This is a genomic window from Fictibacillus halophilus, from assembly GCF_016401385.1.
Taxonomy (GTDB): Bacteria; Bacillota; Bacilli; order Bacillales; family Fictibacillaceae; genus Fictibacillus; species Fictibacillus halophilus.
On the sequence record NZ_JAEACF010000002.1, the window covers coordinates 91,803 to 113,194 of the forward strand.

Sequence of the window (21,392 nt, forward strand, 5' to 3'; positions counted from 1 at the left end):
TCCTTATTTAGAAATCTTTTCTGTTTCGATTACTTCTTCAACACTTACATAATAACCATCATCATACTCAAACGAACGATAGAACAATGTTGCAAATACACCGATTATTCCAGCGATCGCCATCCACATCCAATCGAATACCATTCCGAATCCGGCAACAAAGAAGAAGGATGCCATGATGAACGGAACACCAGAGTTACTTGGCATATGAATCGGTTTAATATCTTCAGCTTTTAGCTTCTCAACTTTTCCTGCTTGCTTCTGTCTCCAGAAGTGATCAAGACCTGTTACTTCTGGAATCTTAGCAAAGTTATAGAATGGAGGCATTGCTGTAGGAGTAGACCATTCTAAAGTACGGCCATCCCAAGCATCTCCAGTTGTTTCGCGCTTCGCGTAACGGAAGCTGTAGTACATGTTGTAAACAAGGATTAAGAACGCGATACCCATCATGAATCCACCAATTGTAGATACCATGTTCAATGGACCCCAGCCAGACTCTTCGCTGTACGTGTAAACACGACGAGGCATACCGTCTAGACCAAGGAAGTATTGTGGGAAGAAACATACGTTAAATCCGATTGTAAATACCCAGAATACCCATTTACCGATACGTTCGTTCAGTTTGTAACCAAACATCTTCGGATACCAGTAGATTAAACCAGCGAAACAAGCAAATACTGTACCCGCGATCAACACATAGTGGAAGTGAGATACTAGGAAGTATGTGTTGTGGTACTGATAGTCAGCAGCTGCCATGGCAAGCATGACACCCGTAACCCCACCGATTACAAAGTTCACGATAAATCCGAGTGACCAAAGCATCGGCGTCGTAAATTGAATCTTACCTCTGTACATGGTAAACAACCAGTTAAAGATCTTAACCCCGGTCGGAATACCGATCGCCATCGTTGTGATAGAGAATACAGAGTTAACAAGTGCTCCTGAACCCATCGTAAAGAAGTGATGGACCCATACCAAGAAACTGTATCCTGCGATTAAAAGCATAGACCAGATCATGGCTTTGTAACCAAATAGCGTTTTTCTAGAGAACGTAGAGATGATCTCTGAGAACATACCGAATGCCGGTAGAATTACGATATAAACCTCTGGGTGACCCCATAACCAGAAAAGGTTCGCCCAAAGCATATCCATTCCTGCTCCTTGCAGAGTGAAGAAATGGCTGCCGAATAAACGGTCAAATGTCATAAGTGCTAGAGCTACTGTAAGAATCGGGAAAGCGAAAATAATGATAACCATTGTTACAAGAGATGACCAAGTGAACATCGGCATACGGAACAATGTCATTCCCGGTGCACGCATCTTAAGGATCGTTACTAAGAAGTTAATACCCGTTAAGAGCGTACCAATACCTGCGATCTGTAGACCGAGCAGATAATAGTTCTGTCCAGGTCCTGGACTGAGCTCGTTACTTGCAAGTGGCATGTAACTCGTCCAACCTGCTGATGGAGATCCACCGATAACGAATGAGATGTTGAACAACATCGCACCAATAAAGAACGTCCAGAAACTAACTGCGTTTAAATAAGGATAAGCTACGTCGCGAGCTCCAATTTGTAAGGGAACAACGACGTTAATCAAACCGATCAAGAACGGCATCGCCATGAAGATGATCATGATTGTACCGTGTGTTGTAAAGATTTCGTTATAGTGCTGTGAATCGAGGAACTTAGCCTCTGGAACCGCTAGCTGTGTACGCATTAAGAGGGCATCTACCCCACCGCGGAACAGCATTAAGACAGCGGATACGATATACATGATACCGAGTTTTTTATGGTCAACCGTTGTAAGCCATTCGTCCCACAACCATTTCCATTTTTTATATTTAGTAAGATAGAACAGGATACCCACCATCGTAAGTACGATGGATACGTCAGCACCATATATCATCGGGTCGCCTGTTACGAAAAATTCATCCCATTTCATATTGAAATGCCTCCTCTGTTAATGGGCATGAGAATCCCCATGAGACTCTGATTCTTCAAGCTTCTTCATCTCTTCTTCACGCTTCTTCTTTTCTTCCTTACCTGCTTTGGAGTGAGGAAGCTTCTCTTCATAACCTAAACGTTCGCGAGCATCTAACGCGTATTCAGGGTTTTTAGCATGATCTACCCAATCTAAGTGAGTAGAAGAGAAAGTCATTTGTTTCACGTGACCAGGAAGCATAAGCTTGTCATACTGACCCTTCGAAAGCTCAGGAGCATCAGCTTTTGTTTCACTCGCCCACTTATCAAACTCTGCATCAGACATAGCCAACACATCAAACGTATGGTTAGTAAATCCTTCTCCTGTAAAGTTAGAGTTACGTCCTTCATAAGTCCCTTGCTCGTCAGCTTGCAGATAAAGCTCTGTCTCCATGCCAGCCATCGCATATTTCTGACCACCTAACTGAGGTACCCAGAACGATGCCATCGAATCAGCTGAAGTCAGTTTGAACAATACAGGTCGATCTTCAGGAATGTGAAGATAGTTAACTGTTTCAATATCTTGCTCTGGATAGGAGAATACCCATTTCCAGTTTACAGACGTTGCATGAATCACCAACGGCTTTTGATCTTTCGACTCTTCAGGAGGTCCTTCAAGAGAATAGATACTCTTTACCGTTGGAATCGATAATGCGATAACGATAATAATAGGAATGATCCACCAAATCGTCTCAAGAAGATGACTTCCTTCATTATCAGGATCATATCCTTTATGGTTTTTGCGATCACGATATTTATAAACAATAAAAGCAGTAAGTGCGTAAACAACTAGTAGGATAAATAACATAAACCAGATGGAATACATGATCAGATCCCTCTGTTCTGCTCCTACAGGTCCTTTTGGATCTAAAACAATCATATCGCTGCAGCCGCTAAGCATAAATACGGCCATCAATAACCCGAATGTAAAAAACGGCTTCAACCGTCGCATCACCAGGTCCACCTTCCTTTCTCTATTTACAAGCATTTACTTTTGCCTAATAAAAAACGAACCAAGAGTGATTATAGAGCATTGTGAATTAAATCACAATGTAAAACATAGGCAAATTTTAAATGACAAAAAACCTTTGCTTTCATAGTACCAGAATCCTAATAAATGTGACTCTATCCACAACAAATGTCACGATTACTTCAAATAAAGCTCACAACTTTATCACAGTTTTGACATAGAATGTTCACGTTTTTGGAAGAGACTTCTTTCAATGGAAAACAATCTTGAGCTTTTTAAAAGTTCAGTTTTTACTTTTTACCCTATTTACACCCAACATACACCTGCCTATGTAAATTTTACAAATAAAAAACGACCTTGCCTGATTAAGACAAGATCGCTATTTCTTAAACTTTTATGCACTTACTTCAACTTGATTTTCAGTGTCATTGTATACACTTGTATCAAGCTGATTTTGAACCTTACTTGTTAACAATCCTGATGTCATCGCACCACTTACGTTAACAGCCGTACGACCCATATCGATTAATGGCTCAACAGAGATCAATAGACCTGCTAATGCGATAGGAAGATCCATTGCAGAAAGTACAAGTATTGCCGCAAACGTTGCTCCACCACCAACACCTGCTACACCGAACGAACTTAGCGCTACAACTACAATCAATGTCAACAAGAATGATGGTGACAACGGATCGATTCCCACCGTTGGAGCGATCATAACGGCTAGCATTGCAGGGTAGATTCCCGCACATCCATTTTGCCCGATAGAAAGACCAAACGAACCTGAGAAGTTTGCAATTCCGTCAGGTACACCCATGCTCTTTTGCGTACGAATATTTAATGGAAGCGCTCCTGCACTCGTACGTGAAGTGAAAGCAAAAGATAGTACAGGGAAAGATTTTTTCATATAAGTAATCGGGTTTAAACCTGCAAATGTTAAAAGCAATAAGTGAATTCCGAACATGATCAGTAAGGCGACATATGAAGCAATTACGAACTTACCTAGTTTCGCGATTGCATCCATATTGCTCAGTGCAACTGTTTTGGTCATCAACGCGAGAACCCCATAAGGAGTTAGTCGAAGAATCAACGTTACTACACGCATGATTACCGCATAAAACGCATCAACAATCTTAGCAAAAAGCTCTGCCTGCTCTTCTTGCTTACGTTTGACTCCTAGATAAGCCACGCCTAGGAATGCAGCAAATATTACTACAGCGATCGTTGAAGTCGGACGAGCTCCAGTAAAATCTAAGAATGGGTTAGCTGGTAATAATGAAAGAACCTGTTGCGGAAGTGTCAGATCTTTTACCTCGGCAAATGTACCTTCCATCTCTTCACCACGAGCAGTTTCTGCATCCCCTTGCTCGATTTGTACAGCTTCAAGATCAAAAACAGTAGAAGTTGCAATTCCGACAACCGCAGCAATTGCAGTCGTACCTATTAATATTCCGATAATCAATCCACTAAGTTTTCCGATGTTTCCTTTTAAGTTCAGACGCGTAAACGCTGAAAGGATTGAAATGAACACGAGTGGAACAACGATCATTTTTAAGAACGTCACATAACCGCCGCCGACTAGATTGAACCAGTCAGTCGACTTAGCAGCAACCTCAGAGTCTGCTCCATATCCGTACTGAAGTCCCAGTCCAAACAAAATCCCTAGACCAAGCCCCGTAAACACACGCTTTGAGAATGAGACGTGCTTTTTTTGCATGTAATACAAAACACCCAATAGTATAAGCATAATTGCTATATTCGATAAAACTAAACCAGTAGTCACCTACAAGCCCCCCTTTAGTTAACTAAAGTAAAATTAATACAATTAAACCCATCTGTCAAGTAAGGATTACCAGCAGGATGTTTTTTAGCCGCCACCTCCTCACACAAAAAAAGACAAGCTTTTAATAAGAGTAAGCCCATCATTAGTGTGTTTATGCCGTAGTCACAGGTGAAATATTTAGTTGTGATACAGATATATTCAACTTAAAACTAAGATATGCTTGTTTTTGTAACAAATCCTTATGACTTGGTACTAAAGTTTGGCTAGAGGATATTTTAAACTGGTGGCTAAGCACATGAGCAACAGGTTTCACACTATAAAACGTCGCACTGAATCAAAAATAAATGAATTTCCAAACCTCTAACGAATGCGAAAACAGGATAAAAGTAACCATCTAAAAGAAGGACTATTTTCCTGCATATCATAATAAATTGTAGATGAGTAATCATTCTTACATATTTAAGGGGGAAATTTAATGACGTTTTACGGATCAATCGTACTTTTGCACATCTTAGCAGCAATAGTTGGACTCGGCGCAAGCTTCGCGATGCCAGTCGTTACTAAATTTGCTAAAACTACAAACCAAGCTCGCTTTGCACTTCAAGTTAACGCTAATATAGAAACTCTACCGAAGATTGGCAGTTTAACACTTCTTGCAACTGGACTTTTATTAGGTTATTTAAATACTTCACTATTTAGTGAATTTTGGTATATCTCTTCATTAGTTATTTATGTCCTTGCACAAGTTCTTGTTATTGGCATCATTCCAAAAAAACAGAAGCAGATGAGTAACATTCTGAATTCGCATGAAGGTGATGACCTTCCTCAATCTTACCGTACGGTTGATAGACAGCTGGATCCTTATATTTATTCTCTACATGGTTTAGCTGTTGTTATAATAATTTTAATGGTAGTGAAACCTTTTTAACCTTCATAATTCCCTCTTCTCTTGGACACAATACGTTGTAAAGAGATGAGGAGTGAAAAATATGGCACGCGGAAAATCGTTCGAACATAAAAAACAAGGTCATCCGGGAAGATTTCCTGATAATACCCTTCAAAATCGATTGGTTGAAAAGTCGGATGAAACAGATTCAGTGAACCTTGCAACAAAAGAAGCGTTCAAGAACCGAACGGGTGAGCAAGAATAGATGACATTCATAGCACTCTTGGAAAATCTTCCATGGGTGCTTTTTCTTTTTTAAGATTACGTATGCACCTATTGAGTTCCTTCCCCATTCAATACTATAATCAAGAGGGTACAAATTACTGACAGAAAAGGTGTTATATAGATGAGTATTTTAACGGTGCAAGGCTTAAGCCATGGTTTTGGCGATCGTGCCATATTTAATGATGTTTCCTTCCGCCTGCTTAAAGGTGAGCACATCGGTTTAATCGGTGCAAACGGTGAGGGGAAGTCAACGTTTATGAATATTATTACAGGCAAATTAAAGCCTGATGAAGGTAAAGTAGAATGGGCAAAAAAGGTACGTGTCGGCTATCTAGATCAGCACACGGTTCTCCAAAAAGGCATGTCTATTCGCGACGTGTTGAAGAGCGCGTTTCAATATTTGCTCGACATGGAAAATGAAATGAACAGCATGTACGAAAAGATGGGTGAAGCGACACCTGAAGAGCTTGAAAAGATGCTTGAAGATGTTGGCGTTATTCAAGATACGTTAACAAACAACGACTTTTACGTAATTGATGCTAAAGTTGAAGAAATCGCGCGTGGACTTGGTCTTGATGATATCGGTTTAGACCGTGACGTACACGATCTAAGTGGTGGGCAGCGTACAAAGGTATTGCTTGCTAAGCTTTTATTAGAAAAGCCAGAAATTCTCTTACTTGATGAGCCGACAAACTATCTGGATGAGCAGCATATCGAGTGGCTGAAGCGTTATCTGCAGGAGTACGAAAATGCGTTTATCTTAATCTCGCATGATATTCCATTCTTAAACAGCGTCATTAACTTGATCTATCACATGGAAAATCAAGAATTAAACCGTTATGTTGGGGATTACGATCACTTCAAATCCGTTCATGAGATGAAAAAATCTCAGTTAGAAGCAGCGTTTAAGCGTCAACAGCAGGAGATTGCCGGATTGAAGGATTTCGTTGCCCGTAATAAAGCACGTGTTTCGACTCGAAACATGGCAATGTCTCGACAAAAGAAACTCGATAAAATGGATGTTATTGAGCTCGCTAAAGAAAAACCAAAGCCAGAGTTCAACTTTAAAGAGGCGCGTACGCCAAGCAAGCTGATCTTTGAAACAAAAGACCTTGTAATCGGATATGACGAGCCACTTTCTAAGCCGCTGAATCTGCGTATGGAACGCGGTCAAAAAATTGCTTTAGTCGGTGCGAACGGTATCGGTAAAACAACGTTGCTCCGCAGCATACTAGGTGAGATCACACCTGTATCAGGCTCCGTTGAGCGCGGTGAAAACCTAGAGATCGGTTACTTCGAACAAGAAGTAAAGTCAGCGAACTATAATACATGTATCGACGAAATCTGGAGCGAGTTCCCTGGTTTCTCTCATCATGAAGTTCGTGCTGCCCTTGCGAAGTGTGGTCTAACTACAAAACATATCGAGAGTAAAGTAGAAGTGCTGAGCGGTGGAGAAAAAGCGAAGGTTCGTCTATGTAAATTGATCAACCATGAAAACAACGTTCTTGTACTCGATGAGCCGACCAACCATTTAGACGTTGAGGCGAAAGATGAATTAATGCGTGCATTGAAGGCCTTCAAAGGTAGTGTGCTGTTAATCTCCCATGAACCTGAATTTTATAAAGAAGTTGCAAATGACGTCTGGAACTGTGAAAGCTGGACGACGAAAGTGTTTTAAGTAAATCTGTTTGCTAGCCCTCATCTTTGGATGGGGGTTTTTTATTTGGGAGTTATTTTGGTAATGGGATGGTATAGGTTGCGGCTTTTCTTGAGCCCTTTGGTTTTAAATCCATAGCACGGAGAATTTTATACATGCTAGTAGAGGAATTAAGATGCAAGAAGTTTCGTAATTCTTCATTTTTAACTTGAGGATTTATCAAGAGTCCATAATCATGAATAGCTTTTATATGTGCATCAGCATTCTTATTAGAACAAGTTAAACAAAGCCAGTGTCTCATTGCTCTTTTCATCGGTAAGTTACCACAATTAGGGCAAATAACTCCTGTGGCTAAATCCTCTTTTTTTATCTCATATTGTTTTAAAATATCATTATTTATCTGTTTATGATTCTTTATTAAAAGTTTACTCAATTTCTTTATATCTTTTTGAGATAAATGATGGTGTGTATAATTTTGCGTTAAACGATGAATCGCCCGAATCAAGTCTTTGCCTCTAACAATTTTATTAAGACTTTTCTTATATGAAGGAGAAATTTTAATTACTGAGTGAATATTAGTTATCACTACTAAATAAAAGATAGGTATGCCAGCAAACTTATGAGAGGAGAGCCATTCCTTAAAACATGAAGCTTGAAATTCAACTTGTATGATTGGATCTGGAAACGCTTCTTCAATACCGTTTCTGGTGCGAATCACTTGGTTAAATTGATTGTCAAAATACAGGTTTCCTATTAAATTCTTAACTTCAATGATTAAACAATAGTGTGGAGTTATGATGAGAGAATCAAGCTGGAAGTATTGTTTTTGCGTTTTATCTCTTGGGAGCCTTAAATCGTGGAAAATATAATAGTTTTCTACAGGTAAATCACTTAAATGATAATCAAGGGACTTCTCTCCATTAAACCCAGCATTAAATTTTGCCCTATCACTTAAAATATCCGGTTTTTTGGAGAAATTCAGAGGCATTCTTTCTAATAATGAATCTAGTTTGAAAAGTGTTAACAGTTTTGTTCTTTCTTTTACTATCAAATCATCACCTCACACTTAATTTCCTTATAAAAATTCAACAATTGCCACTAATTTTCCTTTCATGAAAAAGCAGAATTTTTTTATAAGTCCTCGTAAAGGTTTATAAGTCTTCAAAAAAATTTATAAGTCCTCAAAAGATTTTATAAGTCCTCAAAAATTTTTATAAGTCTTCAGCCCAATTCTCCACTTTTTAGCGTAAAAAACACCTCCTGCTATCAGCAAGAGGTGCCCACCCAATCAACTATTCAGCTCTTCCACAAGCAACGAAAGCTCTTCCCATCGCTCCATCGCAGCTTCAAGCTCACTCTCCACTTTTTTCTGCTCAGCCATAAGCTCGCTGATCTTGCCAAAATCGCTTCCTGCAGCAACAATTTCTGCTTCATATTGCTCTTTTTTCTCTTCAAGGTTCATGATTCGCTCTTCAATCGTATCCCAATCTTGCTGATCTTTGTACGAAAGCTTTTTCTTCTTTTCTTTACGATGCTGTGTAGAAGGTTCCGTCACTTCTACAGACGAGGCCTCTTTCTTCACCGCAGCAGTCATTTCATCACGCTCTTTTTTCTCATCCATGTAGTCAGAATAGCTGCCTTGGAACCTTACAATGTTTGCGTTCCCTTCGAATGCAAGAAGATGATCAACGACACGATCTAAAAAGTAGCGGTCATGGGAAACTGTCAACACTACGCCAGGAAAATTTTCTAGATACTCTTCTAAAATCCCTAACGTTTGAATGTCCAAGTCATTTGTGGGTTCATCCAAAAACAGAACGTTCGGCTCTTCCATTAACACTTTTAGCATGTACAAGCGGCGTTTCTCTCCACCAGATAACTTACGAATATACGTATACTGCATATAGCGCGGAAACAGGAAACGTTCGAGCATCTGTTCAGCCGTGATCGTCTGACCATCTACCGTCGTGATGACCTGTGCCGTTTCCTTTATATAATCAACTACGCGCAAGTTTCCGTCGAGCTCTTCGTGATCTTGTGTATAGTAGCCGATCTTAACCGTTTCCCCTACTTCAACAGAACCTGAATCAGGTGCCATTCTGCCGGCTAACATATTTAATAAAGTGGTTTTCCCGCTTCCGTTTGGCCCGATGATTCCAAGTCGTTCACCAGGAACAATTAGATAGTCAAGATTTTTCACAAGCTCTTTCCCATCTAAACTTTTACTCAACCCTTCAACTTCAATCACTTTTTTGCCAAGTCGTTGTGATCCGATCGCAAACTCAACAGATCCTTTTACTGTAGGTCCTGTTTCTTCTTGCAAATTTTCTACGCGTTGAATTCGAGCTTTTTGTTTCGTAGTCCGCGCTTTCGCACCACGGCGTAACCACGCTAATTCGCGGCGAAGAGTGTTTTGACGCTTATCTTCGTTCTGAAGTGCAATCTCTTCACGTTCTGCCTTTTTCTCCAAGTACCTTTCGTAATTTCCCTCATAAACATAAAGTTTTCCATTATCGAGCTCAAAGATATTGTTTGTTACGCGGTTTAGGAAATATCGGTCATGGGTAACCATCAATAAGGCCCCTTTATAGTTTCCTAAGAACGTTTCTAGCCATTCAACCGTTTCATTATCAAGATGGTTTGTAGGCTCGTCCAAAATCAGCAGATCTGCAGGTTGAATGAGTGCTTTTGCAATCGCCACACGCTTCTTTTGCCCACCGCTTAAATGCTTCACTTGACGAGAAAAGTCGCGAAGACCAAGCTTTGTGAGCACCGTTTTAGCGATGGTATTTGCTTCCCATGCCTCATTTTCATCCATCTTTTGCTGACTATTCATCAAACGCTTCAGCTTCTTTTCGTTCGACGGGTCAGATTCTAGATCTAGTAGGGCTTGTTCATATTCACGCATCGTTTTCATGATGAGAGAATCTCCGTAATAGATTTGATCTAAAACGGATAAATCCTCATCAAGTTCGGGCTCTTGGGCCACATATTCGATTTGGAACGTGTTCGCATGCGATAACGTACCGCGTTCTGCTGGTTCGAACCCTGCAATAGCTTTTAATAACGAGGACTTCCCCGTTCCATTCGGTCCGATGAGTCCAATTCTTTGCTTGTCGCTGATCGAAAAAGTGATATCGTCAAACAGCGTTTTTTCACCGTATGTTTTATATAGATTTTCAACTAATAAAATACTCAAAACCATATCATTCCTTAGGCTAATGTCTTTGCATTCTATTGTAGCTCAACCCTGTCAGAATAGCATCTTTCGGTTATGATTTGCATTCTTTTTGGAATATTTGTTATAGTGTAAAACATGTTCTGAAAAGAAGTGGGCACGTTTTTTGCTCAAAACGGATGCCACCTATTTTCAATTCACACACATCGGCTTTGCTTTTTTCTTGTAGTTGTTGCTGGGTTCATTTAATCCGGCAAGATATTTAATGCGTTTATCGACCGCGCTTTTGACTTCAAGTTTTTTTCTGTTATTCCTCGCAAGCTCTTTTTGCAAATAAAAAGCTCTAAGAAACAACCTGCCAACTTTTTCATAAACAAGTCATCCGTTGAGCAAACTAACATGACCCATTTCATGAAAAAAGAAAAGGAGAGAAATTTTTACATGCAAACAGGAGTTATTATTTCATTAGTTATTTACATGGCCGGTATGCTATATATCGGATACTGGGCTTACAAAAAAACATCTGATCTAAGTGACTACATGTTAGGTGGCAGAGGGTTAGGCCCTGCAGTTACTGCATTGTCTGCCGGTGCCTCTGATATGAGTGGTTGGATGATGATGGGTATACCCGGTGCGATGTTTACTGACGGAATCAGTAGTATTTGGATTTCAGTGGGGTTAACGATTGGTGCCTTTCTGAACTATATTCTAGTGGCACCTCGACTTCGTACTTATACGGAAGTCGCAGATGATTCCATTACGATTCCTGACTACTTAGAGAACCGTTTTAACGATACAAAGAAAATTTTGCGTATCGTTTCAGCACTCGTAATCATTATTTTCTTCACTTTGTATTGTTCTGCTGGTCTTGTATCAGGTGGTAAGCTATTTGATAGCGCCTTTGGATTGGACTATACAACAGGAATGCTTTTAACAGGTGCAGTCGTAGTAGCATATACGCTATTCGGTGGATTCCTTGCTGTGAGCTGGACAGACTTTGTTCAGGGTTGTATCATGTTTATCGCACTGATTTTAGTACCCATTGTGGCTTTTACAGATATTGGTGATACACAAACAGTCATTGATACCGTTCGCGGTGTTGATCCGTCACTGCTTCAAGTAACAAAAGGACTTACTACGTTAAGTTTGTTATCTTTCTTAGCTTGGGGGCTTGGCTATTTCGGTCAACCACATATTATCGTTCGATTTATGGCGATTACATCTGTTAAGGACATTAAAACAGCTAGAAGAATCGGTATGAGCTGGATGATTATTTCTCTAATTGGTGCATCACTTACAGGTCTGATCGGTGTTGCTTGGTTTGCTAGAGAAGGTCGAGAGCTCGCTGACCCGGAAACTGTATTCATCGAATTTGCGAATCTTCTGTTCCACCCGCTTATTACAGGTTTCTTACTAGCAGCAATACTTGCGGCGATCATGAGTACCATCTCATCTCAGCTGCTCGTAACTTCATCTTCTATTACAGAAGACTTTTATAAGCAATTTATTAAAAAAGATGCTTCACAAAAACAACTTGTTTTTATTAGCAGAATGTCAGTATTAGTTATTGCCGTTATCGCCATTTTACTATCATTGAATCCTAGTGACACCATTCTTAGCCTTGTAGGTTACGCATGGGCAGGATTTGGTTCGGCATTCGGACCACTTATTCTGTTAAGTCTATTCTGGAAGAAGATGACGAAATGGGGAGCTTTAGCTGGTATCATCGTTGGTGCCGTTACCGTTCTTACATGGGTTCAGTTCCCAGATTTAAAAGAACAAGTGTATGAGATGATTCCTGGATTCTTCTTAAGCTTAATCGCAATTATTATTGTAAGCTTAATAACGAAGGATCCATCTAAAAAGGTTCAAAACCAATTTGATAACATGGAAGAAACTCTTGAAGAATTAAAATAATGTGAACAAAAAGCGTTCCTGACTAGCAGGAGCGCTTTTTATGCCTTTTTAACAAGTCGTTCAGAATGTGCAAGTTCTTCTATATGACCAGCACCTATACCAAACATGGTTGCGCGCATCTCAAATTCGATTCGTTCCATCTGTAAAATTAGAGCCTCAACGTCCTTTTCTACAGCTGATGCCAGAAGCAGTCTACCAAAACCGGCAAGATCAGCTCCTAAGGCAATCGACTTTGCGGCATCCACACCGTTTTTAAGGCCTCCACTTGCAATCAACGGGATAGAAAAATTATTCTTCCTGACCGCGAAGATACTTTCAGCAGTCGGAAGCCCCCAATCTAGAAAAGCCTCCGCTGCTTCTTTCCGGATGTTATCGTTCGAACGATAGCTTTCTACTTGAATCCATGACGTTCCACCTGCTCCAGCTACATCAATGAACTGAACACCTGCCGAAGTAAGTCGATCTGCCGTTTTTTCGTCAATCCCCATTCCTACCTCTTTTACACCGACTGGCACATCAAGGGAATTCGCGATTCCTTCAATCTTAGAAAGCAAATTTGAGAAATTTGTATCTCCTTCTGGCTGGAACACTTCTTGTAACGTGTTTAAGTGCAGAACCAGCATATCAGCTTCAGCCATCTCAACCGCCTGTTTACACTGATCGACCCCAAAATCATAGTTGAGCTGAACCGCTCCTATGTTCGCAATGATTGGAATATCAGGAGCCCATTTCCGTATCTGAAACGTATAGCCAAGATCCTCATTCTCTACCGCAGCTCTCATCGAACCTAGCCCGATCGCCCATCCTTTTTCTTGAGCAGCTAATGCTAAATGCTGATTAATTTGATAAGCGGTATCAGTTCCACCTGTCATAGAAGAGATTAAAAAAGGTGTCCGCATCTGTTTATTTAAAAATGTGGTTGAAAGCGAAATTTCATCAAATGATAATTCAGGTAATGCGTTGGGTATGAATCGATAATTCTCAAGCCCTGTCGTAATGTTCTTACCTTCAACGTCTTCATTCAGACTAATTCGGATATGTTCAGTTTTCCGCTTTTCCGTAAGGTCCTTCGAAATATCCAACAACTTTCCTCCTCTTTCGTTTAAGCGTCTTATTTTTAAGATTCAGGATTCGAATCAGCCTGAACCTGTTATATCTCTGGATAAATATAAACGGTAGATTAAACAAAACGGCATACCCAATCATGATGTTGCCAATCCATACAGGGTTCCATAAGAAAAACAATAGTGCAGGCGGCATAGAAAGCCAATGCGTCAATTCTGCACGACGTGTTTCTGCTAAAAAACGTGCTAAATACTCTAGAGAATCACCTTCTAATGTTTTCTTAGCAAATCCTCCCCGATAAAAATCACCACCATCAGGCAGTATGGTTTTCCATTTGCGGATTCCTATTTTTTCATACCATTGTCCACTGTTTTCCCAACCAAAAGCTGTATCCCATCTGCCCTCTTTTGTAAAGTTGGAAAAAGGAATACGGTGAATGATATAAGCTACAGTTAAATGAAAGATGAGCCAGGCAAGTATATTGATCACTACCGTCCAAAACGGTGAAAGTTCAATCAGCATTTACGCATCCCCTTTTTCAGAAACCGAGATTTCTCTACCTTTCCACTTTACTTCTTTTTTGATTACACTCAAAATAAAAGACCAGATGTACACCACAGAAAAAAACAAGAAGTGCGCAGGGTGTGATAAAGCTGAAAGAATCGAATTCGTTCCAACCTTCTTCATTAAGGCCTTAATCTGAATCGCATAAAGCAGATAGAAGATTCCCCACATCATAACCTCGTTGAATTCTTGAACCAATAAGAAAGGAAGCTGAATAGCTAGACTTATTCCTCCTGTAATCCAAGCTACTGTCAGTACTAAGGGCATGAGAGGCGTTTTCGCTGAACCAAGTGCGAAGCTTTTACACCATCCGAAGAATAATGCTGTTAGACCTTCTGAATACATTCGGAAATAAACCGCCTTGTATCCTGAGAAACAAGTAACATTCATATCTTGATTCATAGCCACTCTTCCCATTTCCATATGTTCAAGAACTTGGTGCTTAATCCCTTCATGGCCACCTATCTCTGTATAGGTTACTCGATCGATCATTAGGCACGGACCAAACGCACCAGCAGGTTTTTTACGAAAAATCGTAAAGCATTGCATAGCGGCCATTACGATTATGTTAAATAAAGAAGAAAATTTCTCTGAGGCACTCTTCATCTGATGAAACGGCTGAACACTAATCAATCCCCTGTTTCTTTCCCATTCACCGCACAAACGTTCAATTCCGTCTTGCTCTATTTCTAGATCGGCATCCAAAAATAACAATAAAGAGCCTGTCGCATGTTTGGCTCCATTCCAGCATGCCCATGGTTTTCCTAGCCAACCGATTGGAAGACGTTCTGGCTTTACAACGGTAACTCCGAACTCCCGAGCGACTTCTTCTGTTCGATCCTCAGAATCATCGTTAACAACAATTACTTCATGAAGCTTCATACTTTGGTTACTCAACGTCGGCAATAAATTTTTTAAGTTTGCTTCCTCATTCCTTGCGGGAATAATAACTGAAACAGAACGTGGTTCATGAGGACCTCTAGAACTTAGAGTTCTTATATTCCATAGCATGAACCATCCACAAAGCCACATGATTGATAGGTACAAAATGGTAGAGAACATGTCGACTGTCTCCTTTAGAATAAAAAGTTATATGTTACAGCTTGGGCTTTGTATTCTTTTTTCAAACAATTCTTTAAAAAAGAGGAATTTTTATATTCAGTCAAGAACTGAAAATAAAGAATGACTTTCTGAATATGTTGAAAAAGCGTTCAATAATTTTACAATGGTTGTACATAAACTATACAATACAGAGGAACAGTCGTACAGCAACAGCTAAGAAACAACCTTAACCTTTCATTCCCAATACCGAGGAGGATTTTGATGAAGAAAAAAGTGTTAGTTGTAGGCGGCGGACTTGGAGGCCTATCAGCAGCTCTTCGATTAGCAGCTGATGGACACGAAGTAACTGTACTCGAAAAAAATGAACGTATCGGCGGTAAACTGAATCAGCGTTCTGGAAAAGGCTATACATTTGATACGGGGCCTTCCATCTTAACGATGCCATGGGTACTTGAACAGCTGTTTGAATCTGCTGGAAAGAACATCCACGATTACATAAACATCCAGCGTATCGAACCACAGTGGCGAACGTTCTTTGAAGATGGCACGGTTATTGATGTGACGAGCGATCTGCCAGAAATGTTAAAAGAGATCAGTAAAGTGAATCCGCAAGATGCTGCTTCATTCTTTAAGTATCTGGATTATTGCAGCCAAATGTACGAACTAAGCATGAAGAGTTTCTACAAGAAAAGTTTATCTGGATTAAACGATTTGCGCACTCTTCACAGCTTCAAAGAACTTCTTGCGATGGATCCTGTGAAATCAATGGACCAAGCAACGAAAAAGTTCATTAAAGACAAACACCTTCAACAACTATTTAATTTCTTCATCATGTATATCGGTTCCTCCCCTTATCAGGCACCAGCTGTTCTTTCTCAGTTGATTCACGTTCAGCTTGGCCTTGGTATCTATTATGTGGAAGGCGGTATGTACAAAATTGCTGAATCGATCTTAAGTGTTTTAAACGAATATAACGTTGATGTTCGAACGAATCAAAAAGTAGTAGGAATCTTAACAGAAGGTACTACGGCTAAAGGGGTAAAACTTGAGAACGGCGAAGAGATGTATGCAGATATCGTTGTTTCTAACTTAGAAGCCATCCCAGCATACAAGACTCTTCTTTCTAATCATCCGCAAGCTAAAAAAGCGGCTGAAGATTTAAGTAAATTCGAACCTACTGTTTCAGGTCTCGTCTTATTGCTTGGAGTTGATAAGGAGTACGATGAGTTTGCTCATCACAACTTCTTCTTCTCTCAAAGTGGGGAAAGAGAATTTGATCAAATCTTTAACACTGGCATTCTTGCAGATGATCCTACTGTATATGTGGGAATCTCTTCAAAAACCGATCCAACTCAAGCACCCGAAGGCAAAGACAACTGGTTTGTCCTGACACATGTACCTCCGCTTAAAGAAGGCGAAACGTGGGAAGGCAACCTTGAAAGCTATCGTGAGCTCGTCTTAAACAAACTTGAGCGCATGGGAGCTAAAGATCTTCGTCAGCATGTGGAATGGGAATACACGTTTACACCTGACACTTTAAAAGAACTGTACGGACCGAACGGCGGATCCATCTACGGTATTCGAACTGACCGCAAGATGAACGGCGGATTTAAGATTCCGAGCAGAAGCAATCAGTTTACAAATCTTTATTTTGTTGGCGGCTCTACTCACCCTGGCGGCGGCGTTCCAATGGTAACTCTATCAGGACAGCTGACAGCCGATTTAATAGGTGAAGATATAAAAAATGTTTCAAAGGAGATCGGGTAATATTGCAACCAGTACAGCAGCATGGCACCATCGATAAAGTACTTTTTCGGTTCTTTATCTTTTGGTATAGCGTAGGACTAATACTTCTTGTTTTTAATATTCTCCCTCCTGCTCTTGAGTGGGCAAACAGTGTGTTTTTAATCGCATGCGGTGTTCTTGGAGGATTTTATTTTTATCGCACTTATGGTAACTTTGGCGCAATTTTTACTTTATTCGTTCTGTTTGGCAGTATCGTAGCAGAGAGTATTGGCGTCAAGACTGGCCTGATTTTTGGTCACTATAATTATAGCGATCAGCTCGGCTTACAATGGTTAGGCGTACCTGTTGCCATCGGATTCGCGTGGGTGATGATTTTAGCCGTCTCTCACGCAATAGCTGGCGGAATCGTTAAACCATTTAAAGGTCAAACAGCTATAAAAGTGCCACTATACGTCGTTACAGGTGGTCTGATTGCTGTTGTAATGGATGGGATTATTGATCCTGTCGCTTACCTTGTTAAAGGTTACTGGTTCTGGGATGGAACAGGTATATATTATGGAATACCATTGCAAAACTTTGTTGGCTGGTTTCTTTTGGCTAGCTTCTTTCATATCACTTTAGTTACAGGATTGAACATAACGAAAAAAACGACGGCAACTCAGCACCCCTATTGGCATTTTCGCACGATCGCTGTGTTTTTAATGGTCACGAGCATGTTTGTTTTACTAGGATTAACATCAGAGCTGTATCTGGCTTCATTTGGTGTGACTTTCGCTAGCATCATCCTGTTAAGTTTATATCGTATAAACAATAAACCAATTTCTCTAAATCGTGATATAGCATACAGCCCGGGGAAAAGGTGATATTCATGGTGCTCATATGTATTGCAGCTGCCCTTCTCTTTTTAGCAGCTACCATAATCAATAGTCTCTTTTTACCCTCTCTAAAAAAGCCCTCTTTAGGGGCTTCTCATTCGGAGAGGGTTGCTGTTTTTGTACCGATGCGGAATGAAGAGAAAAACGTAGCCGGTCTCGTTGCCACTTTAAAAGGACTGACGTATCGTTCTATATCCTTTACCATCCTAGATGATCATTCAGATGATGATACATATAACTCTCTGTTGAAACACATCGATAACGATAGCCGTTTCAGCGTTTTACAAGGAAAGGAGCTTCCTTCTGGCTGGGCAGGAAAAGTCCATGCCTGTCACCAGCTTAGTCAAAGTGCAACAGGTGATTATCTTTTGTTTATTGATGCGGATGTTCGACTTCATCCCCATACGATTGAGACTTCACTCGCATTATTGAAGAAGCGAAAAGCTAGTCTATTATCTGGGTTTCCGAAGTTTCCTGTAACCTTATTTTTTGAAAAACTGATTGTACCGTTACAGCATTTTGTTATTTTATTTCATCTTCCGCTTCTTTTTGCAAACTTTACAAAATGGCCCCCAGCAACAGCTGCACATGGTGCGTTCATGTTGTTTAAAAGTAAGGATTACCATGCCATTGGTGGTCATGCTAGCATTAAGAACTCTTTAGTTGATGATGTCGACTTAGCCAAAGCCATGAAACGAGCGCGTTATGAGGTTGTCCTCGCTAACGTAACGAACTATGTTTCTTGTTATATGTATCATACCAATAAAGAAGTATGGAACGGATTTACTAAGAACCTGTTTCCTGGGTTGGGTCGTTCCATCTTTCTCGTTGTTTTTTTATCTATTTTTTATACCGGATTTTACATAGCACCTTTGTTTTTTTTCATATATAGCATATTCACTGAACAACTGTTATGGATGCTGCCTTACTTTATCACAGTCATCCAAAAGGCATATGTCGACCTTTTAACGGGGCAAAAAGTTTATCTTGCCTTAGCTATGCCGTTATCTGCAATAGGTTTGGTCGTACTTGTGAATGCCTCTATGTGGAAAGCACTAAAAAAGCAGGGCTTCGAATGGAAAGGACGTTCTTATCAATGAGAAAAATCGCGATTGTCGGGGGCGGCCTTGGCGGATTATCTGCAAGCATCTCACTTGCTAGTAATGGTTGTGACGTTCACGTATATGAAAAAAATGAGCATTTTGGCGGTAAATTGATGCCTGTAGCTTTAGGTTCTCACACGTTTGATTTCGGACCGAACACCATAACGATGCCTCAAATATTTGACGAAGTATTTCTAGATGCCGGCGAAGATCCTAGAGACTATTTTGAGTGGATCAAATTAGATACGCATACTCGAAATGTTAGCAGCACTGGGGAAGTTTTTGAGATGTCGACGGATGCAGATCATGTGATGAATCAATTAAAGAAACTCGATCCCTATGCTGCACAACGATATTCAGATTACCTTGCAGAAGTGACTCGTTTATATCATCTAGCAGAAAAAGAATTTTTTCCTAGGACTTTTACGAGTATGAAAGATTATCTTTCTCCTTCACTTTTTAATGCTTTTACAAAAGTGAGACCACTGCAATCCATGGACAGCTTTCATCGTAAATACTTCAAGCACCCGCTATTGCTGCAAACCTTTAACCGATATGCCACCTACATAGGATCATCCCCTTTTCAAGCACCTGCTACATTCTCTCTAATCGCTTATCTAGAGATGATCCAGGGCGTTTATTACGTAAAAGGCGGTAACGTGAAGATTGCCGAAAGTATGGTACGTCTAGCAGAGAAGCTTGGTGTTCATATGCATTCAGGTGTTGAAGTGAAAAAAATTAACGTTAGTAACGCCGAAGCAAAATCTCTGAACCTTTCAAATGGAGAAGAAGTGGAGTTCGATGCTGTAGTGATGAACGGAGATCTGCTCGAAGCATATCCTAAGCTCGTAGAAGAACGCTACAGACCTTCTATGAAGAACAAAAAAGTGGAGAGCTACTCTCCTTCAATTTCTGCGTTCGTTCTTTTAGTGGGACTAAACAAGCGGTTAGATAATCTGTTGCATCATCAAGTGTATTTCTCGAGCGATTACAAACGAGAATTCGAAACGTTATTCAACGGAGAATATCCCGATGATCCAACTATCTATATTTCAAATTCTTCTGTAACCGATCCATCCGTCTCCCCTGACGGAGACAACCTGTTCATATTGGTAAACGCACCGCCTATACGAGCTGGGCGTGAAGCAAAAAGCACGATTGACTATGAGCGTTATAAAAATTTAATTTATGACCGTCTTGAAATGTTCGGCCAACATATAAGGCCACATATCCTTCATGAGAAGATGATAACGCCTCACGACATACAAGCTAAGTTCGGTGCATTTCGAGGAGCATTGTATGGTATATCAGCGAATGAACGCAAAAACACGTTTCTACGCCCTTCTAACCGCTCTAAAGACATCCGTAATTTGTATTTCGCTGGAGGTACAACGCATCCTGGTGGGGGTTCTCCAATGGTCATCATGAGCGGCCGCAATGTCGCCCGCGAACTGCTGAAGGGGTCAGTCCCCAAACAATTATCATAAATCGCTAAAAACAAGCAATCACCCTGGGCGATTGCTCGTTTTTCAATCCGTCTTTCATACTCTTTCCATTTTGTGGTACACTAATTTTTAAAAACATTGGGGGATATCACATGAAAGTCCGACTCTTAAAACCTGAAGACGCAAAAGCGTATTGGGAGCTTCGACTAGAGGCATTAAAATCAAACCCAGAAGCATTTGCTTCAAGCTACGAAGAAGCAGTCCAAAGAAAAGATCCAATAAAGGAAATATCGACCAGATTTCAAGAAGAAGGCAGTTATACATTCGGTATGTTTGATGAAGATAAGTTAATTGGCAATGTTACGTTAGTCCAAGAAAAAGCATTAAAGATGCAGCACCGCGGCAACATATATGCCATGTATGTGAGCGCTGAGAACCGTAAATCTGGCGTCGGCCGCTCCCTCATGCAAGCAGTTATCCAACACGCAAAAACCATACCAGTTCTTGAAAAACTGAACTTAACGGTAGAAGCTAAAAATGAAAAAGCAAAGAACCTTTACACTTCACTCGGTTTCAAGACATACGGGTACGAAGAAAAAGCACTCAAAGTAGATGGTCAATTTCACGACGAAGAACACATGGTGTTGTTTTTATAGTAATTTTCAAGGGCTTTCCCTTTTTAGAGTGCTTTTTCAAAGAATTAACCTGTCTTCGTCACTTTGGTTCCTTAATTGTGAACTGTTTTTGCACTTGTAACAGCTATATGGGCTGTATAGGGTATACCAACTGGGGTATGCAAATTACCTAATGAATACGGCGAGATTCAGCCAGAATACGGCGATTTTTGCACATATATCGGCGAGTCGACATTATT

17 protein-coding genes are annotated in these 21,392 nt (G+C 40.3%); 9 read left to right on the forward strand and 8 right to left on the reverse strand.

Going from position 1 to position 21,392, the window contains the following annotated elements; translation table 11 throughout:
* Positions 1-3: 3 nt before the first annotated feature.
* The 3 genes from qoxB to I5J82_RS17770 all read right to left on the reverse strand — a co-directional run bounded on the left by qoxB (position 4) and on the right by I5J82_RS17770 (position 4,699).
* Complete coding sequence (gene qoxB / locus I5J82_RS17760) at positions 4-1,944, reverse strand: cytochrome aa3 quinol oxidase subunit I (protein WP_198769136.1); 1,941 nt, start codon at positions 1,942-1,944, stop codon at positions 4-6.
* A gap of 18 nt (positions 1,945-1,962) precedes the next feature.
* Complete coding sequence (gene qoxA, locus I5J82_RS17765) at positions 1,963-2,937, reverse strand: cytochrome aa3 quinol oxidase subunit II (RefSeq protein WP_408610414.1); 975 nt, start codon at positions 2,935-2,937, stop codon at positions 1,963-1,965.
* Positions 2,938-3,346: 409 nt separating this feature from the next.
* The gene (locus tag I5J82_RS17770) at positions 3,347-4,699 is read right to left on the reverse strand and encodes an L-cystine transporter (RefSeq protein WP_198769279.1); all 1,353 of its coding nucleotides are present in this window, start codon (positions 4,697-4,699) and stop codon (positions 3,347-3,349) included.
* A 511-nt stretch (positions 4,700-5,210) separates the two neighbouring features.
* On the opposite strand from I5J82_RS17770, the gene I5J82_RS17775 reads away from it, so the two are divergent.
* The 3 genes from I5J82_RS17775 (at position 5,211) to I5J82_RS17785 (ending at position 7,584) form a co-directional block, all read left to right on the forward strand.
* Entirely contained in the window at positions 5,211-5,663 is a 453-nt protein-coding gene (locus I5J82_RS17775; protein WP_198769138.1) for a DUF2269 family protein, read from the forward strand.
* 61 nt (positions 5,664-5,724) lie between these two features.
* Complete coding sequence (locus I5J82_RS17780; RefSeq protein ID WP_186320646.1) at positions 5,725-5,886, forward strand: hypothetical protein; 162 nt, start codon at positions 5,725-5,727, stop codon at positions 5,884-5,886.
* Between the two features lie 141 nt (positions 5,887-6,027).
* The gene (locus tag I5J82_RS17785) at positions 6,028-7,584 is read left to right on the forward strand and encodes an ABC-F family ATP-binding cassette domain-containing protein (protein WP_144704074.1); all 1,557 of its coding nucleotides are present in this window, start codon (positions 6,028-6,030) and stop codon (positions 7,582-7,584) included.
* 52 nt (positions 7,585-7,636) lie between these two features.
* Here the strand turns inward: I5J82_RS17785 and I5J82_RS17790 are convergent, their stop codons facing one another.
* The gene (locus I5J82_RS17790) at positions 7,637-8,614 is read right to left on the reverse strand and encodes a nuclease-related domain-containing protein (protein ID WP_198769139.1); all 978 of its coding nucleotides are present in this window, start codon (positions 8,612-8,614) and stop codon (positions 7,637-7,639) included.
* 237 nt (positions 8,615-8,851) lie between these two features.
* Entirely contained in the window at positions 8,852-10,762 is a 1,911-nt protein-coding gene (locus I5J82_RS17795; RefSeq protein WP_198769140.1) for an ABC-F family ATP-binding cassette domain-containing protein, read from the reverse strand.
* 420 nt (positions 10,763-11,182) lie between these two features.
* Here I5J82_RS17795 and putP point away from each other — a divergent pair, with 420 nt between their 5' ends.
* The gene (putP, locus tag I5J82_RS17800) at positions 11,183-12,658 is read left to right on the forward strand and encodes a sodium/proline symporter PutP (protein ID WP_198769141.1); all 1,476 of its coding nucleotides are present in this window, start codon (positions 11,183-11,185) and stop codon (positions 12,656-12,658) included.
* A 38-nt stretch (positions 12,659-12,696) separates the two neighbouring features.
* Here the strand turns inward: putP and fni are convergent, their stop codons facing one another.
* From fni to I5J82_RS17815, 3 genes are read right to left on the reverse strand one after another with little or no spacing between them, the layout of a single operon-like run.
* Positions 12,697-13,740 carry a type 2 isopentenyl-diphosphate Delta-isomerase gene (gene fni, locus I5J82_RS17805; RefSeq protein WP_198769142.1) on the reverse strand — a complete coding sequence of 348 codons (1,044 nt, stop codon included), beginning with the start codon at positions 13,738-13,740 and terminating at the stop codon, positions 12,697-12,699.
* Positions 13,700-14,245: a glycosyl-4,4'-diaponeurosporenoate acyltransferase CrtO family protein gene (locus I5J82_RS17810; RefSeq protein WP_198769143.1), complete on the reverse strand. Its 546-nt coding sequence runs from the start codon at positions 14,243-14,245 to the stop codon at positions 13,700-13,702. The genes fni and I5J82_RS17810 overlap by 41 nt, the downstream gene beginning before the upstream one ends.
* The gene (locus I5J82_RS17815; protein ID WP_198769144.1) at positions 14,246-15,349 is read right to left on the reverse strand and encodes a glycosyltransferase family 2 protein; all 1,104 of its coding nucleotides are present in this window, start codon (positions 15,347-15,349) and stop codon (positions 14,246-14,248) included. It lies immediately after the preceding gene.
* Between the two features lie 261 nt (positions 15,350-15,610).
* Between I5J82_RS17815 and I5J82_RS17820 the strand changes: the two genes are divergently transcribed.
* The 5 genes from I5J82_RS17820 to I5J82_RS17840 all read left to right on the forward strand — a co-directional run bounded on the left by I5J82_RS17820 (position 15,611) and on the right by I5J82_RS17840 (position 21,174).
* Positions 15,611-17,116 (forward strand): phytoene desaturase family protein, encoded by a 1,506-nt coding sequence (locus tag I5J82_RS17820; protein WP_198769145.1) that lies wholly within the window; start codon positions 15,611-15,613, stop codon positions 17,114-17,116.
* A 2-nt stretch (positions 17,117-17,118) separates the two neighbouring features.
* Positions 17,119-17,958 (forward strand): carotenoid biosynthesis protein, encoded by an 840-nt coding sequence (locus tag I5J82_RS17825; RefSeq protein ID WP_198769146.1) that lies wholly within the window; start codon positions 17,119-17,121, stop codon positions 17,956-17,958.
* 5 nt (positions 17,959-17,963) lie between these two features.
* Positions 17,964-19,070, forward strand: coding sequence for a glycosyltransferase family 2 protein (locus tag I5J82_RS17830; protein WP_198769147.1), 1,107 nt, complete (start codon positions 17,964-17,966; stop codon positions 19,068-19,070).
* The gene (locus I5J82_RS17835; RefSeq protein ID WP_332873687.1) at positions 19,046-20,560 is read left to right on the forward strand and encodes a phytoene desaturase family protein; all 1,515 of its coding nucleotides are present in this window, start codon (positions 19,046-19,048) and stop codon (positions 20,558-20,560) included. Before I5J82_RS17830 ends, I5J82_RS17835 begins: the two co-directional genes overlap by 25 nt.
* 110 nt (positions 20,561-20,670) lie before the next feature.
* Positions 20,671-21,174 carry a GNAT family N-acetyltransferase gene (locus I5J82_RS17840; RefSeq protein WP_198769148.1) on the forward strand — a complete coding sequence of 168 codons (504 nt, stop codon included), beginning with the start codon at positions 20,671-20,673 and terminating at the stop codon, positions 21,172-21,174.
* Positions 21,175-21,392 lie beyond the last annotated feature (218 nt).